9 protein-coding genes are annotated in these 17184 nt (G+C 65.7%); 4 read left to right on the forward strand and 5 right to left on the reverse strand.

The annotated features are described in order from the left end of the window. Both EJ903_RS22295 and EJ903_RS22300 read right to left on the reverse strand, forming a co-directional pair. Positions 1–7345: calcium-binding protein (locus EJ903_RS22295; protein ID WP_148105297.1), on the reverse strand; the 7345-nt coding region annotated here is incomplete at its 3' end. A gap of 6 nt (positions 7346–7351) precedes the next feature. Continuing rightward, positions 7352–8416: a TIGR03032 family protein gene (locus tag EJ903_RS22300; protein WP_158627982.1), complete on the reverse strand. Its 1065-nt coding sequence runs from the start codon at positions 8414–8416 to the stop codon at positions 7352–7354. A 311-nt stretch (positions 8417–8727) separates the two neighbouring features. On the opposite strand from EJ903_RS22300, the gene EJ903_RS22305 reads away from it, so the two are divergent. Continuing rightward, a complete protein-coding gene (locus EJ903_RS22305; RefSeq protein WP_126619625.1) occupies positions 8728–10548 on the forward strand; it encodes a tetratricopeptide repeat protein in 1821 nt (606 codons plus the stop codon). Positions 10549–10776: 228 nt separating this feature from the next. Here EJ903_RS22305 and EJ903_RS28115 read toward each other — a convergent pair whose 3' ends face one another. The 3 genes from EJ903_RS28115 to EJ903_RS22320 form a co-directional block, all read right to left on the reverse strand. Next, positions 10777–10971, reverse strand: coding sequence for a hypothetical protein (locus EJ903_RS28115; RefSeq protein ID WP_210211510.1), 195 nt, complete (start codon positions 10969–10971; stop codon positions 10777–10779). 38 nt (positions 10972–11009) lie between these two features. Beyond that, entirely contained in the window at positions 11010–12347 is a 1338-nt protein-coding gene (locus EJ903_RS22315; RefSeq protein WP_210211511.1) for a class-II fumarase/aspartase family protein, read from the reverse strand. A 132-nt stretch (positions 12348–12479) separates the two neighbouring features. Further along, complete coding sequence (locus EJ903_RS22320; RefSeq protein WP_126619629.1) at positions 12480–13451, reverse strand: Bug family tripartite tricarboxylate transporter substrate binding protein; 972 nt, start codon at positions 13449–13451, stop codon at positions 12480–12482. Positions 13452–13592: 141 nt separating this feature from the next. Here EJ903_RS22320 and EJ903_RS22325 point away from each other — a divergent pair, with 141 nt between their 5' ends. From EJ903_RS22325 to EJ903_RS22335, 3 genes are all read left to right on the forward strand, one after another. Next, positions 13593–14699 carry a GntR family transcriptional regulator gene (locus EJ903_RS22325; RefSeq protein ID WP_126619631.1) on the forward strand — a complete coding sequence of 369 codons (1107 nt, stop codon included), beginning with the start codon at positions 13593–13595 and terminating at the stop codon, positions 14697–14699. Positions 14700–14801: 102 nt separating this feature from the next. Further along, the gene (locus EJ903_RS22330) at positions 14802–15272 is read left to right on the forward strand and encodes a tripartite tricarboxylate transporter TctB family protein (protein WP_158627983.1); all 471 of its coding nucleotides are present in this window, start codon (positions 14802–14804) and stop codon (positions 15270–15272) included. A gap of 12 nt (positions 15273–15284) precedes the next feature. After that, a complete protein-coding gene (locus tag EJ903_RS22335) occupies positions 15285–16787 on the forward strand; it encodes a tripartite tricarboxylate transporter permease (RefSeq protein WP_126619635.1) in 1503 nt (500 codons plus the stop codon). Positions 16788–17184: the final 397 nt, after the last annotated feature.

Genomic DNA, 17184 nt, shown 5'->3' on the forward strand with positions numbered 1-17184 from the left:
ACGACCCCAGGAACACCGTGTCAAAGCCGCTGGACCCCACCAGCGTCTCCAGCCCGGACGCCAGCAGCGTGTTCCCGGACGACCCGCCGAGCGTCATCGCATCGATCCCGGCGGCGCCGGTCACGGTCTCCACCAACGACATCCGCAGGGTGGTCCCGCCGGTTCCCAGCGTCACCACATCGGTTCCGGTGCCGCCGGTGAGCGTCTCCAACAGCACCGCCAGCAGCGTGGCACCCGCCGATCCGAGTGTTGCCACGTCCGTGCCTGTTCCGCCGATGAGCGTTTCCAACAGCGCCGCTGCAAGCGTGTTGCCCGTCGATCCCAACGACACCACGTCGGTGCCAGCGTCTCCGGTCACTGTTTCGAAGAGGGTGACGGACACCGTGCTGCCGCCGCTGTCCAGTCGGAGAGCATCGGTCCCGGCCCCACCGATCAGCGTTTCCAGCGCCAGCAGAGTGACCGTGTTGCCCTGAGGGTTGGCGAGCGTCACCACATCGGTGCCAGCGCCGCCGGTGAGCGTCTCCAGACCGCTGACCTGCAGCGTGTTGCCGGTTGTCCCGAGCGTCACCACGTCGGTGCCGCTGCCGCCGGTGAGCGTTTCCAGCAACGTGGCCAGCAGGGTGCTGCCTGCCGTGCCGAGCGTCACGGCGTCGGTTCCGGTCCCGCCGGTGAGCGTTTCCAACAACGATGCCGATAGCGTGTTGCCGGTCGTGCCGAGCGCCACCACATCGACGCCATCCCCACCGGTCAGCGTTTCGAAAAGGGCGACGGACACCGTGGCGCCAGCGGTGCCGAGCTGAAGAACGTCGGTTCCGGCATCGCCGAAGAGCGTCTCCAACCCTTGCAGCGTGACCGTGTTGCCTTGGGTGTTGGCGAGCGTCACCACATCGGTGCCAGTTCCGCCGGTCAGCGTCTCCAGACCGCTGACGTTCAGCGTGTTGCCCGCCGTGCCGAGCGTCACCACGTCGGTTCCGCTGCCGCCGACCAGCGTTTCCAAACCGCCGACCAACAGCGTGGTGCCCGCCGTACCGAGCGTCACCATGTCGGTTCCGCTGCCGCCGACCAGCGTTTCCAAACCGCCGACCAGCAACGTGTTGCCCGCCGTGCCGAGCGTCACCGCGTCGGTGCCGGTGCCACCGGTCAGCGTTTCCAGGCCGCTGACCAGCAGCGTGTTGCCCGCCGTGCCGAGCGTCACCGCGTCGGTGCCGGTGCTGCCGGTGAGCGTCTCCAACAGCGATGCCAGCAGCGTGTTGCCGGTCGTGCCGAGCGTCACCACGTCGGTCCCAACACCACCGGTCAGCGTTTCGAAGAGGGAAATCGACACCGTGCCGCCAGCGGTGCCGAGTTGAAGAACATCGGTTCCGGCATCGCCGATGAGTGTTTCCAGACCTTGCAGCGTGACTGTGTTGCCCTGGGTGTTGGCGAGCGTCACCACATCGGTGCCAACGCCGCCCGTCAGCGTTTCCAAACCGCTGACCAACAGCGTGTTGCCGGTCGTGCCGAGCGTCACAACATCGGTCCCGGTGCCGCCGGTGAGGGTTTCCAGGCCGCTGACCAGCAGCGTGTTCCCCGCCGTGTCGAGCGTCACCACATCGGTGCCAGCCGCGCCGGTCAAGGTTTCCAGACCGCTGACCTGCAGCGTGCTGCCGGTCGTGCCAAGCGTCACAACGTCGGTGCCAACGCCGCCGGAGAGCGTCTCCAGCAGCGACACGATCATGGTTGTGCCAGCCGCTCCAAACATCACCACGTCGGTCGCGGTGCCACCGATCAATGTCTCCACACCGGCAATGGCCAGTGTTCCGCCGGTCGTGCCAAGCGTCACCACATCGGTGCCGACCCCACCGGTCAGCGTTTCGAAGAGGGAAATCGACACCGTGCCGCCAGCGGTGCCGAGTTGAAGAACGTCGGTTCCGGCATCGCCGATGAGTGTTTCCAGACCTTGCAGCGTGACCGTGTTGCCCTGGGTGTTGGCGAGCGTCACCACATCGGTGCCAACGCCGCCCGTCAGCGTTTCCAAACCGCTGACCAACAGCGTGGTGCCCGCCGTGCCGAGCGTCACAACGTCGGTTCCGCTGCCGCCGACCACCGTTTCCAGGCCACTGACCAGCAACGTGTTGCCCGCAGTGCCGAGCGTCACCGCGTCGGTGCCGGTGCCACCGGTCAGCGTTTCCAGGCCACTGACCAGCAGCGTGGTGCCCGCCGTGCCGAGCGTCACCGCGTCGGTGCCGTTGCCGCCGGTGAGCGTCTCCAACAGCGATGCCAGCAGCGTGTTGCCGGTCGTGCCGAGCGTCACCACGTCGGTGCCAACGCCCCCGGTCAGCGTTTCAAAAAGGGCGACGGACACCGTGCCGCCAGCGGTGCCGAGCTGAAGAACATCGGTTCCGGCATCGCCGATGAGTGTTTCCAGACCTTGCAGCGTGACCGTGTTGCCCTGGGTGTTGGCGAGCGTCACCACATCGGTGCCAACGCCGCCCGTCAGCGTTTCCAAACCGCTGACCAACAGCGTGTTGCCCGCCGTGCCGAGCGTCACCACGTCGGTTCCGCTGCCACCGGTCAACGTCTCAAGGCCGCTGACCTGCAGCGTGCTGCCCACCGTGCCGAGCGTCACCACGTCGGTCCCGGTGCCGCCGGTGAGGGTTTCCAGGCCGCTGACCAACAGCGTGCTGCCCACCGTGCCGAGCGTCACCACGTCGGTTCCACTGCCACCGGTCAGCGTCTCCAGGCCGCTGACCTGCAACGTGTTGCCCAATGTGCCGAGCGTCACGACATCGGTGCCGCTGCCACCGGTCAGCGTCTCCAAGCCGCTGACCAACAGCGTGCTGCCCACCGTGCCGAGCGTCACGACGTCGGTGCCGCTGCCACCGGTCAGTGTTTCCAGGCCGCTGACCTGCAGCGTGCTGCCCACCGTGCCGAGCGTCACGACGTCGGTGCCGGTGCCACCGGTCAGCGTCTCCAGGCCGCTGACCTGCAGCGTGCTGCCCACCGTGCCGAGCGTCACGATGTCAGTGCCAGCGCCACCGGTCAGCGTTTCCAGGCCGGACAGCAGCAGGGTGCTGCCGGTCGCGCTGAACGTTGCAACGTCGGTGCCAACGCCGCCGGTCAGCGTTTCTAGGCCGGACAGCAGCAGGGTGCTGCCGGTCGTGCTGAACGTTACAACGTCGGTGCCAGCATCGCCAGAGAGCGTTTCCAGGCCGGACAGCAGCAGGGTGTTGCCCACCGTGCCGAGCGTCACCACATCGGTGCCAACACCCCCGGTCAGCGTTTCCAGGCCGCTGACCTGCAGCGTGTTCCCCGCCGTGCTGAGCGTCACCACATCGGTGCCAACACCCCCGGTCAGCGTTTCAAAAAGGGCGATGGACACCGTGCCGCCAGCGGTGCCGAGCTGAAGAACATCGGTTCCGGCATCGCCGATGAGTGTTTCCAGACCTTGCAGCGTGACCGTGTTGCCCTGGGTGTTGGCGAACGTCACCACATCGGTGCCAGCGCCGCCCGTCAGGGTTTCCAGACCGCTGACCTGCAGCGTGTTGCCGGTCGTGCCGAGCGTCACAACGTCGGTCCCGGTGCCGCCGGTGAGGGTTTCCAGGCCGCTGACCTGCAGCGTGTTGCCCGCCGTGCCGAGCGTCACCGCATCGGTGCCAGCCGCGCCGGTCAAGGTTTCCAGACCACTGACCTGCAGCGTGCTGCCGGTCGTGCCAAGCGTCACAACGTCGGTCCCGGTGCCGCCGGTGAGGGTTTCCAGGCCGCTGACCAGCAGCGTGTTCCCCGCTGTGCCGAGCGCCACCGCATCGGTGCCGGTGCCGCCGGTCAAGGTTTCCAGCCCGTTGACCTGCAGCGTGTTGCCCGCGCCGAGTGTCACAACGTCGGTGCCGCTGCCGCCGGTGAGGGTTTCCAGGCCGCTGACCTGCAGCGTGTTGCCCGCCGTGCCAAGCGTCACGGTGTCGGTGCCTGCGCCGCCGGTCAGAGTCTCCAGGCCACTGACCAGCATCGTGTTGCCGGTCGTGCCGAGCGTCACCACATCGGTGCCAGCTGCGCCGGTCAGCGTTTCCAGCAACGACACCATCGTCGTCGCGCCGGTCGTACCGAGCGTCACCACATCCGTACCGCTGGCACCCGCCAGAGTCTCCAGCCCGCTCACCAGCAGCGTCGCGCCGACTGACCCCAGCGTCACCACATCGGTGCCGCTCCCGCCGATCAGCGTCTCAAGCAACGACGCCATCATCGTCGCGCCGGTTGTGGCGAGCGTCACCACATCCGTACCACTGGCACCCGTCAGGGTCTCCAGCCCGCTCACCAGCAGCGTCGCGCCGGCTGACCCCAGTTTCACCACATCGGTGCCAATGCCGCCGGTCAGCGTCTCCAGCAGCGACAGCACCATTGTCGACCCGCTGGAACCACTGGTGATCACGTCAGTGCCGATGCCACCGATCAGCGTCTCCATTGCGGCAACCAGCATCGTGTTGCCGTTGGTTCCAAGGACGACCGAGTGATCGACGGAGTTCGTGCCGATCAGGGTTTCGACATCGGAAACGCCGATGATGTAAGTCCCTGAAAGCGTGATGACGTCGGTGCCGGTCGAACCGGTCACATAATCAAGATTACCAACCGACAGGGTCCCGCCGGCCGTTCCGATCTGGACGGTGAGCGTTCCGCTTCCCGACGCGGTGATCGATTCAATGTTGTTGACCGTGATGGTTTCGGTGCTGGTCAACACATCCACGATGACGTCGGAACCTGAGCCGCCAAACAGCGTGTCAACCTGTTTGATCGACAGGGTGTTGCCCGCGTCGTGCAGGGTGATGACGTCGGTGCCGGACGCGTCGCCGAACAGGGTTTCCAGCAGCGATACCGTCATGGACGTGCCGCCGGTCCCGACGGTGATGACGTCGGTGCCGGCCCCGCCGGTCAGGGATTCCAGAAACCGCACCGCCATGGTTCCGCCGGCGCTTCCCAGGGTGACGACGTCGGTCCCGACCCCACCGGTCAGCGACTCCACGTGCGACACCGTCATCGTTCCGCCAGCGGTGTCGAAGGTGATGACATCGGTGCCGGTCGCGTTCCCGAACAGGGTTTCCACCAGCGACACCATCATGGTTGTGCCGCCGGTACCGATGGTGATGACGTCGGTGCCGATCCCGCCGGTCAAGGTCTCCACCAATCGCACCGACATGGTGGAACCGGCGGAGTTGATCGTGACAACGTCCTTGCCGGATCCACCAACCAGCGTTTCCGCCAGCGACACCATGATCGACGCGCCGCCGCTGCCAAGGGTGGTGACGTCGGTGGCGTCACTGCCGATCAAGGTCTCCAGCAGCCGAACCCACAAGGTGCTGCCTGCGGTTCCCACAGAGATGACGTCGGTGCCGACACCGCCGATCACGCTTTCGATCTGGGACACCAGCATGGTCGTGCCGGTGGAGAAAATCGTCACGACGTCTTTGCTGACGCTGCCGGTCAGCGTCTCAAAACCCGACACTGAGGCGGTGGTGCCGCCCGAAGCCAGCGTGATGATGTCGGTGCCGACACCGCCAATCAAACTCGAAAACAGCGACACTGTGGTGGTGTTGCCCTGGGTCCCGAATTGGGCGACCGAGGTGCCGCCAGCGCCCCCCGCCGTGAGGCTTTCGACACCCCAGACAGAGAACCGCACGCCATTGGAGCCGAAGACCACCCTGTCGGTTCCGGCCCCGCCGATGATGGTTTCGGTTGAGTAAATCGCGATCGTGTTGCCCGCGTCATGCAGGGTGACGACGTCGGTGGCGGTCCCCCCCAAGAGGGTTTCCAGACCGATCACGGCAACCGTGTTGCCGCCGGTGCCCAACGTGAGGACTTCCGTTCCAGCGCCGCCGATCAGGGTTTCAACCAGCACCAGCGTCATGGTGCTGCCCCCCGTCCCGAATGCGATGACGTCGGTCCCGACGTTGCCGGTCAGCGTCCGCAGCGACGACACGGTGATGGTGTTGCCGGAGGTGCCCCCCAACGTGATGATGTTGGTGCCGCCGCTGCCGATCAGCGTTTCCAGCGCGGTCGCCCGCATGGTCGATCCGCCGGTGCCAAGCGTAACGACGTCGGTGCCGACATCGCCGGTCAGCGTCTCCAGCAGGCGCACCAGTGTCGTTGATCCGCCGCTCCCCAGCGCAATGATATCCGTGCCGCTGGCACCGATCAGCGTTTCCAACGCGTTGACCTGCATCGTCGTCCCGCCGGAGGCCAACGTAACGACGTCGGTGCCGACGTTGCCGGTCAGCGTCTCCAGCAGTCGCGTCACCATCGTCGATCCGCCGGTGCCCAGCGTGACAACGTCGGTGCCGACGTTGCCGATCAGCGTCTCGACCTGGGAGATGGTCAGCGTGGTCCCCGCCGCTGCAATTGTGAGCATGTCGGTACCGAGACCGCCAACCAGCGTTTCGACCGCGCTGGCGGTGAAGGTCGCCCCGATGTCGCCCAACGTGACGACGTCGGTGCCCGCGCCCCCCGTCAGCGTGTTGATTTGCGACAGAGTCAGCGTGTTGCCGGCATCGCTCAACGTCCGGATGACCGGGGTGACGTTCCGGAAGACCTCGATGTTGCCATCGCTGTTGCCGAACAGCAGGTCAATGTCGCCGTCGCCGTCAAGGTCGCCCAGGGCTGGCCTGGGATACCCACCGTTCGGGGTGAATCCGAACACGCTTGTCCCAACCAGCGAAAAGGTCGGCGAGTCGGTCGTGCCGGTGTTGATGAAGGCGATGTTCTTGTTCACCAGATCCAGATCGCCGTCACCGTCGAGATCCACCAGGACCGGCGCGCTCATTCGGTCGGCCGCCGTCATGCCGAAGGCGTTGGTCCCCGTCAGCGTGAAGGTGGGGGACGTGGATGTTCCGGTGTTGAGGTAGAATTGCAGGTTGCCGTTCGAGCCGCCGATCAGGGCATCGACATCGCCATCACCATCGATGTCCGCAAAGGTCGGGCTTGAATAGGTTGCGGCGTTGGACAGGCCGAAAAGATTGGTGCCCTGCAGGGAAAAGGCTGGAGCCGTGGACGTGCCGGTGTTTTGGAAAATGAGCAGATCACTGGACTGGGTGCCGATGACCAGATCGTAGTCACCATCGCCGTCAAGGTCGACCAGGCTGGGGGCCGCATAGCCATTGACGTTGCTGAGGCCGAACGAATTGCTGCCCTGCAGCGAATAGGTTGGTGCCAGCGTTGTCCCGATGTTCATGAAGAACAGGGTGTCGCCAGCGGCATTGCCGACCAGCAAATCCAGATCGCCGTCGCCGTCCAGATCCTGGAGAACCGGCGAGGCGTAGGAGCCGACATCGGAAAGATCGTAGCTGTTGGTGCCGACCGACGTGAAGGTGGGATTTGCCATGATCGTTCAGTCCTTCAGGTCCTTCGGCGTGGCCACCGCGTCGGCCAACGCGCGCGCATCGAGCAAGCCAAGCGCTTCAACCCGGCGCGCGCCGGGAAGAATGGCGACGTCATACAGTTCGTTCACCGTGTGGTGCAGCCACAACATGTGGGCGAGTGTGCCGGTTTCAATGTCCACCACAGCCAGCCCGCAACGGGCGACGGTCCCGGCGCGCTCCAGCGCAGCGTCCAGTGGCAACGCGCCCAGGGTCCCGTGCCCCTCGCGCGGCCGCGACAACCCGACAACCGCCCATTTCCCGTGAAAGGCCAAGCCACGGGCGAAACCCGGGCAGAAGCAGACCGGCTCGAACCGACCGGTGGGGAGATCCACCGTCCCCAACTCCCCCGTGCCGGAATTGAGCAGCCACAGCCGCCCGCGATGCCAGCGCGGGGAGTGCGGCATCGACAGGCCACCGCAGGCCACATTTCCGGATGGAACGTCAATCAGCACGCCGCCGCCGACCCGGTGCTCGCGCCATCCCTCGATGACGTCGCTGCGTCCCAACGCCGTCACCACGCTTGGCCGCCCCGCCGAATCGAGCGCCAACCCATTCAGATGGCAGCGGTCCTCGTTTCGCAGGGCCGAGATGAAGCCGGGCCGCCAGATCGGGCGGAATCCACGGTCGGCGTCGGGAACAGCCAGACAACTGAACCGGGTGTTGACGAAGACCGGCACCCCGTCCGGCCCGACAGCGATGTCGTGAATGTCGATGTCACCGGTCAGATAGCTCAGGCGCGGTACATAGAAGCGATCGGCCCCCGAAGGGGTGCGTTCGTCGGGCGTCAGCCCGTTGACAAACCGCCAGAGATGCGATTGCGCGCCAACCCACAGGGCGGCCCCGTCGGCGCAGAGGCCCTGACAACGGGGAACCATGCGTTCATGGGCCTTGAGCCGTCCGCCGTCTCCGAGACCAAGAAAGAAAAGCCTATGCGTTTCATAGGTGGAAAAGGCGATGGCGCAGCCCGTCGCCTCCAGCCAGTCCGGAAGATTCGGCGTCCCTTCCAGCAACGAACGGGACTGCTCTGTTGGCATCAACCACCGCTCCGGCATGAACGCATTGACGATCAGGCGTTGTATAGCCGACCCTGTGGACACACTCACAATGACTGTGTTCCAAACATTAAGAGTAAATACGAAATCGTAGGAATCCCAAATGTTTTCGTGAACTTTAGATATTTCTTATGAAGTGAAGAATTGTTGCTGACGCTGGGGGTGATGGTGCGTTGTGCCATGACGCCGTCGTTGACACATGCCTTCCAATTTTCCCGCTTGCCGATGGTTGAGACCAGGGCGATCTTTCCGCTGCCTGATTGTTTCTGGAAGGGAATACGGATGGACAGAGCATGACGGCCACGCCGTCCACCGGGGGCACCGATATGGCCATCGCCCTCAACCACCGTGGCGTTGCGGCGTTGCAGGACGGGCGGGCGGCCCCGGCGGCTGTCTGCTTCGCCATGGCGGCCGTGCTCGCCCCGCACCGGGCAAGCGTCTGGCACAACAGCGGCGAGGCGCAGCGCGCGCTGGGACGGACGGTTGTTGCCGAACGCGCCTATCGTCGGGCACTGCGGCTGCGTCCGTCCTATCCCAAGGCGCTGGTGGGCTTGGCCGTTCTGCTGCGCGCAACCCATCGCCCCAAAATGGCGGCGCGGGCGCTGGCGCGGGCATTGGTGGTCGATCCGGCTTTTGCCGAAGGTTGGTCCATTCTGGCACCCCTCCTGCGGGAACGGCGGGCGATGAGCCGCTTGACCACCGTGCTGCGCCGGGTTGTCCGTCTGACCCCCACGAACGCGGCGGCGTGGAGCGCCCTGGCCAGTGGCCTCGACGAAACCGGGGAACCGCAGGAAGCCGTGGCCTGTCTGCACCGCGCGCTGGCGCTTTCTCCCGACCAGCCAATCTGCCATGTCAGCCACGCCGGTGTTCTCATCCGTCAGGGCAACCTTGACACAGCCCGGAGAATCCACGCGCGTTTGCGCTGTCTGGTCCCGCTGGACGGCGACGCGGACGCCGGTGACAGCGTCATCGCCACCCTGTGCGGAGACGTTCGGCAGGCCCTCGCTCTCGCACGCCGGGCGCTGGCCTTGCAACCGAACGCGGCGTCCGGTCACATCAACCTGGCGCTGGCCGAGCATGATGACGGTCAATCGGCGCGTGCGCGGCGCAGCAACGAACGGGCGCTGGCGCTCCAACCCGGCAGCGACGTGGCCCGCTTCAACCTCTCCATGGTGCTCCTCGCGCTTGGTGACTACGTGGAGGGGTGGCGGCTCTACGAGGCGCGCTGGCGGATGGAGGGTGCGGCGTATCCCACCCACGCCCCACCCTGGTCGGGAGGCGATCCGGCTGGACGGTCCTTCCTGCTGGTCGCTGAACAGGGGCAGGGCGACACGCTGCAGTTCGTCCGCTATGCCCCGCTGCTGGCGGCGCTTGGTGCGCGCGTCCACCTGATGGTGCAACCCTCGCTGGTTCGCCTGCTGTCGGGGCTTCCCGGCGTCGCCTCGGTCCGTTCGCCCGCCGACCCTCCGCCCGCCTGCGACGCCTGCGTGCCGTTGCTCAGCCTGCCGCGCCTGTTCGGCACCTCGCTCGCCACCGTTCCGGCGTCGGTTCCCTATCTCCGGGCCACCGAGGCGGATCGCCGCGCCTGGGGCGGGCGGTTGGCGGGCGAGCGGCGTCTGAAGGTTGGCTTGACCTGGGCGGGGTCTCCGCACGACGACCAGATCATCGCGCACATGGTCGACCGCCGCCGCAGCCTGCCGCTGTCCGCCTTCGCTCCGCTGGCAGATCTTCCAGGAGTGGTGTTTTACAGCCTTCAGAAGGGACCACCAGCGGCCGAGGCCGCATCACCCCCGCCGAATCTGACCCTGATCGATTGGATGGACGAGGTTCGGGATTTCGCCGGCACGGCGGCACTGATCGAACAGCTCGATCTTGTCATCAGTGTCGACACCGCCGTGTGCCATCTGGCCGGTGCCCTGGCCCGACCGGTTTGGGTGCTGTCGCGGTCTGACGCCTGCTGGCGCTGGCTGCGCAACCGGTCTGACAGCCCATGGTACCCGACACTGCGCCTGTTCCGACAGGAGTCGCCCGGTGACTGGGGGCCCGTGATGCACGCCGTGAAGCACGCTCTGCAAGAAGAGTTCGGCTCGAAACGAGGAAGAAGTGTTGGTTGAGTAGCCGTGCTGCATGGATGTGGCCGGTGGGCATCGTCAACGTGTCGACAGGCTGGCAGAGCCAGGTCACAGCGGACGGTAGCGGTCTTCGGATCACGCGGCCAACGGCGCGCCAACGACCGGCCGCAGACCGAGATCGGCGTCGCCGTCCTGGTCCTGAACCGCATGCTCGACCTCGGACGCCTGGACTCCGCCCGCATCGCGCAATCAACAGCGTCGGCCACGCCGTCAGAAGTTCCACCGCCTCGATGCAACAACGTCCCCGCGATCTCCGCCGCCGCCGCGATGATCGCGTTGCTTCTGCACCGCCAAGGCCCGGATGAGCGCGTCCGGCATCCGTTCGTCGCCGATGCGGAAGTTGCGGCGGGATCGTTCCATCTGCGCCCCCCACCAACGATCGGCGGGCACGTCGACCGGGTCCATGCTGTCGGTTTCCAGACGGGGCGATCGCGGGGCATCCATCACGCGACCTCCGGGGATGGGGTCGGACGCGCGGCGTCCTCGGCCAAGGCGGCGGAATCACCCAGATAGCCAGCGGGATCGAGCGGCAGATCCACGTCCTTGAAGTCCCGCATCGCCGCGTGCTCGCGGATCGCGCGGGCGAAGGGCACCCCCTCCATCACCGAGCGTTGGGCGGCGTCGTAGAGCAGATGGTGGGCGTGATGCCGCCCCATGGCGTTGGACAGGCGCATCATCACCGCTTCCGACACGATGAGACCGTTGGTGAGGTCGAGATTGCGCCGCATGGCGTCGGCGTGGACGACCAAGCCCGTGACCAAAGCCTCCAGCGTCTGGGCGACCGAGACGCCCAACACGCCCAAGGTGGGGTACAGCGCGTCGGCGACATTGGTGGCGGAGGAGTCGCCCTCGTCCATCCGAACCATCGAGTCCAACGCCAGGCCCACATGGGCGTTCGTCATCCGGCACAGGCTGATCAACGTCAGCGCGGTCGAGGGGTTGCGTTTTTGGGCCATGGTGGAACTGCCCACCTTGCCCATGTGGAACGCCTCCTCCACCTCCGCGATCTCCGTTCGTTGCATGAACACGACGTCGCCGGCGATCTTTCGCGCCGTTCCCGCCAGCAACCCCAGCGCGGTCATGTAGTCGGCGGCTCGGTCGAACGAGCCGCGCATCGGCAGACCGGATGGCTCCAGACCCAGGATGCGCGCGGCCAACGCCTCAACCTCCCGGCCCCTGCCCTCCATCGCGGCGAAGGTGCCGACCGCGCCGCCGAAACAGGCGACGAAGGATCCGGCGATCCGTTCCTCCAACCGGGCGCGGTCGCGGCGCGTCTCCTCCAGCCACCCGGCGACCTTGAAGCCGAAGGTGATGGGCAGAGCGTGCTGACCGTGGGTGCGCCCCGCCTGCGGCGTGTCGCGGTGATCGTGGGCCAGACGGGCCAACGCCGTCTCTGCCCGGTTCAGGCGTTCGACGATCATGGCGTGCGTGCGCCGCATCTGAAGCGCCGCCGCCGTGTCGAAGATGTTTTGCGTCGTGGCGCCCCAATGAATGAAACCCGCCGCCGGATCGCCGCACATCTCCTCGAACTGGCGCAGCACCGGCACGAAGGGATGCTGCGCGTGAAGGACGTCGCGCGCCAGACGATCGAGATCGAGACGGTCGGCGTCGGCGGCCTCGGCTACGCGTCGCGCGGCCTCGGTTGGGATCATGCCCAACTCGGCCTGCGCCCGCGCCAACGCCGCCTCGACGTCGAGCCAAGCCTGAAGCGTCGCCCGGTCGCTCCAGACGCCGCGCGCCTCGGCGCTGAACCAATGGCGCGTGACCAGGGATTCGAACATGCCCACGGACATTTTCAACCTGTCTGTTGATTGTGTTGAAGCCCCGTCGTCGGGAAAGCGGCGGGACGCGCGGACCCGATCGGGGAACCCCAAGGCCCCTCGTCGCGTCGCTGGTCGCGAAGACGTCAACCGTCACTCAAGTTTGATGGCGGCCGTCTCGATGATGTAACGATAGGTCTTGGCCTGGGTCTTGATGAAGTCGGTGAAGGGTTTGGAATCCATCGGCGCCGCGTTGAAGCCCGCGTCCTCGAAACGCTTCTTGACCGCCGGATCGGCCAGACCGTCGCGAATGGCGGTCTCCAGCTTTTGCGTGAAGGCGGCGGAGGTGCCCGCCTTGACGAAGATGCCCTGCCAAATCGGCAGCGACAGCCCGTCGAAGCCCGCCAACTCGGACAAGGTGGGAACGTCGGGCATCAGCGGCGAACGCTGGGTGTCGGTGGTCAGGATCGCGCGCAGCTTGCCGTCCTTCACGAAGGGAAGCGCGGTCGACAAGGTGAGCGCGGCGGTGTCGAGAACCCCGCCCAGAATATCGTTCGACACCTGCGCCCCGCCGCGATAGGGCGTGTGGACGAACTTCACCCCACCCTTGGCCGACAGCACCTCGCACAGGAAATGCTGAATGGTGCCGATGCCGGGGGAACCGAACGTCACCTGCCCGGAATTGTTCTTCGCCATGCTCATCAAGGCCGCGATGTCGCGGTTGGGCGACGCCTCCGGTACCACGAGCGCCATGGAGGTGACCGCGGTCCGGCCGACGGCGATCGTGTCCTTTTCCCAATCGACCTTCACCTTGGGATTGGCCATGGGCACCACGACGGTGTCGAAGCCGCCGTAGTAGATGGTGGAGGTGTCGGGCGCGCTGTTGGTCAGCTTCATCAACGCGATCATGCCGGAAGCGCCCGTCGCGTTCTCCACCACCACCGGGCGGCCGAGACGGGAGGAAATCTCCGGCGCCATGACGCGAGCCGCGAAATCCGCGCTTCCACCCGCCGAATAGCCGACCAGCAGGGTGATCGGACCGTTTGAGTCGGCGGCGGCCGCCGCCGACACCATGAGAGTGGACGCCAGAAGGCCGACGGCCAAACGCCCGAGAGTCTTCGTCATTTTGGTTTCCTCCGCGTCGCGCGGTCGCTGCCGCGCGGGGTATTTCGGGATCTCGTTCGAAAACAACGTCTTGCACCGATACAATCATATAATACAAAAAATACATTGCTGATACAATGAGTATATTGTATTGTACGGCACATGAGCGAGACCACCCCCCTCCACAAGCACCTGCGGGACCTGGCGGCGCGGTCGCGCCCCGGCGATCGCCTGCCCCCGATCCGCAAGCTGATGAGCGACTTCGGCGTGTCCCAGGTCGCGGTGCAGCGGGCGATGGAGGAGCTGAAGGCGGAGGGGTTGGTCGATGCGCATGTCGGTCGGGGAACCTTCTTTCGCGGGGCCTTGAACGAGACGGCGGCGGATGATCCCACCGAGACGCGGGGCAAACCCCGCAGCGTTTTGATTTTGCACCGCGACTCCCCCGGTCCCAGACGGCGCGCGCGCGTGGTGTTGGATAACGTGCTGGCGGCGTTTCGCGACAACGGCGGGCGGACGATGGAAATTTCCTATTCCGATCCCGAGCACGCGCGTCAGGTGCTGCACGGCTTGCCCAAGTTCGACGCCTGCGTGGTTCAGAACGCCTTTCAGGAGATGCCGATAGAGATGCTGGCGGCCATCCGCCGCAAGACCGACAACATCATCGTCGACGGCACATGGTTGGTCGGCTCGGATGTCGACGCCGTGGGCTTCGAGTGGGGGGAGCCGCTGGAACGCGCGATCGACGCCTTGGTCGAGGCCGGGCACGAGCGCGTGGTCTATGTCGCGACGACGCACCCGTTCCTCGCCAACGAGCTGGGGCGGCGGCGCTACGCCGCGATGGGCGAACGACCGAGATACGCCGGGAAACTCGCCCCTCCGGTCCTGCTGCCCGAACCGGCCCTGATCGATTATGAGCGGCGTGTGGTGGATCAACTGTGTCGGCTGCGGGAGGCGAACGGTCGGCTTCCCTTCACCGGCGCCGCCGTGTGGGGGATCGAGTCCGGTTCGCTGTTCCTGGACACCCTGGAGCGAGCCGGGATCAAGGTTCCGGACACGCTGTCGATCATCCTGTTGGGGCGGACCGATATCGAAACGGAACACGAAGGGTTTTTTGAAACGATCGGGTACGCTGCGGCGGAACAATCCGCAGCGTTGCGAGAGATGATCCGCTCGCGCTGGCGCGAACCCGACGCCCCGCACGGCTTGGTGCTGACACCCACGCGGCATCTGGTCGGGCGTTCGATCGGAAGGCCGACGGAAAGCGTTTGACGACGGGCGGAAGCTCGCCGGTTGCTAAAAATCACAATGAACACAACGGTGTCGCCCGCGAAGCGGCGGCGAACGCCGGGACACGCCCAGGAGGGAGCGCAGATGTCGACACGTATGTTGGAGTCGAAAGACTTCTGGATCGGCTGCGTCTATTTCGCGGCCGGTGCCGCCGGTTGGTGGATCGCGCGGGAATACTCGTCGGGTACGGCGGGCCGCATGGGGCCGGGATACTTCCCCAACGTCGTCTCCTTCGCCTTGATGTTTTTCGGCTGCGCGTCCTGGGTCGCTGCGGCGCGACGCGACGGCGCGCGCGTCGAACGGCTCAACCTCAAGGGGTTGGTTCTGGTCGCGGGATCGGTGGCGGCCTTCGCCTTCCTGCTTCCCTTGGCGGGGTTCGTGCCCGCGACGGCGGCGATGGCGCTGATGAGCGCCGCCGCCTCGGCCAAGTTCAAGTTGGGTGTTCTTCCGGTCGCGGCGCTGGCGGCGTTGATCGCCTTTTGCGCCTTGATCTTCATCTTCGGGTTGGGGATCCCCATGCCGATGATGGGATCCCTGTTCACCCCCGTGGAATGAGGGCTGGGCGTCATGGACATGATCAACCATCTGGCGCTCGGCTTCTCCGTCGCGCTGTCGCTGCAAAACCTGGGATACTGTTTCATCGGCGTGCTTTTGGGCACCGCGATCGGCGTTCTGCCCGGATTGGGGCCGGTGGCGACCATCGCCATGCTTTTGCCGATCACCTTCGGATTGCCCCCGGAAAGCGCACTCATCATGCTGGCCGGCATCTATTACGGCGCGCAGTACGGCGGTTCGACGACGGCCATTCTCGTCAACCTGCCGGGCGAACCGTCCTCGGTCGTCACCTCGCTCGACGGTCACCAAATGGCGCGTCAGGGCAAGGCCGGGCGCGCGTTGGCGACGGCGGCCATCGGATCCTTCGCGGCGGGCAGCGCCTCCACGCTGCTCATCGCCATGTTCGCGCCGATTCTGGCGGCGGTGGCGCTGAAGTTCGGGCCGGCCGAGTATTTCTCTTTGATGGTGTTGGGCCTCGTCGCCTCGATCGTCATGGCGTCGGGATCCTTGCTTCACGCGCTCGGCATGATCTTCATCGGATTGCTGTTGGGTTTGATCGGAACCGATGTGAATTCCGCCGTGCCCCGCTACACTTTCGACAGTCCCCAATTGTCGGACGGAATCAACTTCGTGGTTCTGGCCATGGGCGTGTTCGGCGTGGGCGAGATCGTCGCAGATCTGGAAAAGGAAACCTCACGGTCGGCGATGTCGATGCGGATCACCGGCCTGATGCCGACCAGGGAGGATTGGCGCCGCATCATCGGTCCCATCATCCGCGGCACCATCCTGGGTTCGGTGATCGGGGTGTTGCCCGGCGGCGGCGCGGCCTTGGCCTCCTTCGGCTCCTACACGCTGGAAAAGAAGATCTCCAAGACGCCGGAAGAGTTCGGCAAGGGCGCCATCGAGGGCGTGGCCGGACCGGAATCCGCCAACAACGCGGGCGCGCAAACCTCCTTCGTGCCGATGCTGACCCTGGGCATTCCGTCCAACTCGGTCATGGCGTTGATGATCGGGGCGATGATCATGCAGGGCGTTCAGCCCGGTCCGTCGGTGATGACCACGCAGCCCGCGCTGTTCTGGGGCCTGATCGCGTCGATGTGGATCGGCAATCTGATGCTGCTGGTGCTTAATCTTCCGTTGGTCGGGCTGTGGGTCAAAATGATCTCCATCCCCTACCACTATCTATTCCCGATCATCGTGACCTTCTGTGTGATCGGCGTGTTCAGCGTCAACAACTCCACCTTCGACATTTACCTGATGGCGATCTTCGGTGTCTTCGGTTACGTCATGCGAAAGCTGGACGGCGAACCGACGCCGATGTTGTTGGCCTTTATCCTTGGCCCGATGATGGAGGAGTTCCTGCGGCGTTCGCTGTTGCTGTCGCGCGGTGATCCCCTTGTGTTGTTAAGCCGTCCCATCAGCGCCGTGTTGCTGGCGGTCGCGGCCGGGTTGCTGGTGATGGTTCTCCTGCCCAACGTGCGCAAAACGCGCGAGGTCGCCTTCCAAGAGGACTGACGAGGCCTCCACTCGACGCCGGAGCCGGGTCGCCCGGTCCCGGCGTTTTTTCCATTCTGCAGGGACGACGATGAACGACACCCGCCCCCGCCGTGACGGACGAGGACGCGCTGGCCCTGCACGCGGGCGGACGCCCCGGCAAATGCGAGATCCACGCGACCAAGCCCCTGGAGACGGCGCGCGGTGACGTTGTTGCAGCGAGGCGGGGATTGCGGATGGCGAGGCGGCATCGTAGGGGAGGCGCCGTTGATCATTCCCTGTTCTGATCCAGCCGATGCCGTTCAAAGTCAACGCCGCCATCACATCCCCAAGCAACGATACAGGGTTCGCAACTGGCAAGAGTATGATGCCGCGCTGCTGGTGCGTGGCAGCCTGACCGTGTGGTTCAGCGACGAGG

This window comes from Azospirillum griseum, assembly GCF_003966125.1.
Classification (GTDB): Bacteria; Pseudomonadota; Alphaproteobacteria; order Azospirillales; family Azospirillaceae; genus Azospirillum; species Azospirillum griseum.

Bases quoted from the DNA above. Each gene is read 5' to 3' on its own strand.
- EJ903_RS22300 (WP_158627982.1), bottom strand. From the start codon at position 8,416: ATGCCAACAGAGCAGTCCCGTTCGTTGCTGGAAGGGACGCCGAATCTT.
- EJ903_RS22305 (WP_126619625.1), top strand. From the start codon at position 8,728: ATGACGGCCACGCCGTCCACCGGGGGCACCGATATGGCCATCGCCCTC.
- EJ903_RS28115 (WP_210211510.1), bottom strand. From the start codon at position 10,971: ATGGACCCGGTCGACGTGCCCGCCGATCGTTGGTGGGGGGCGCAGATG.
- EJ903_RS22315 (WP_210211511.1), bottom strand. From the start codon at position 12,347: ATGTTCGAATCCCTGGTCACGCGCCATTGGTTCAGCGCCGAGGCGCGC.
- EJ903_RS22320 (WP_126619629.1), bottom strand. From the start codon at position 13,451: ATGACGAAGACTCTCGGGCGTTTGGCCGTCGGCCTTCTGGCGTCCACT.
- EJ903_RS22325 (WP_126619631.1), top strand. From the start codon at position 13,593: ATGAGCGAGACCACCCCCCTCCACAAGCACCTGCGGGACCTGGCGGCG.
- EJ903_RS22330 (WP_158627983.1), top strand. From the start codon at position 14,802: ATGTCGACACGTATGTTGGAGTCGAAAGACTTCTGGATCGGCTGCGTC.
- EJ903_RS22335 (WP_126619635.1), top strand. From the start codon at position 15,285: ATGGACATGATCAACCATCTGGCGCTCGGCTTCTCCGTCGCGCTGTCG.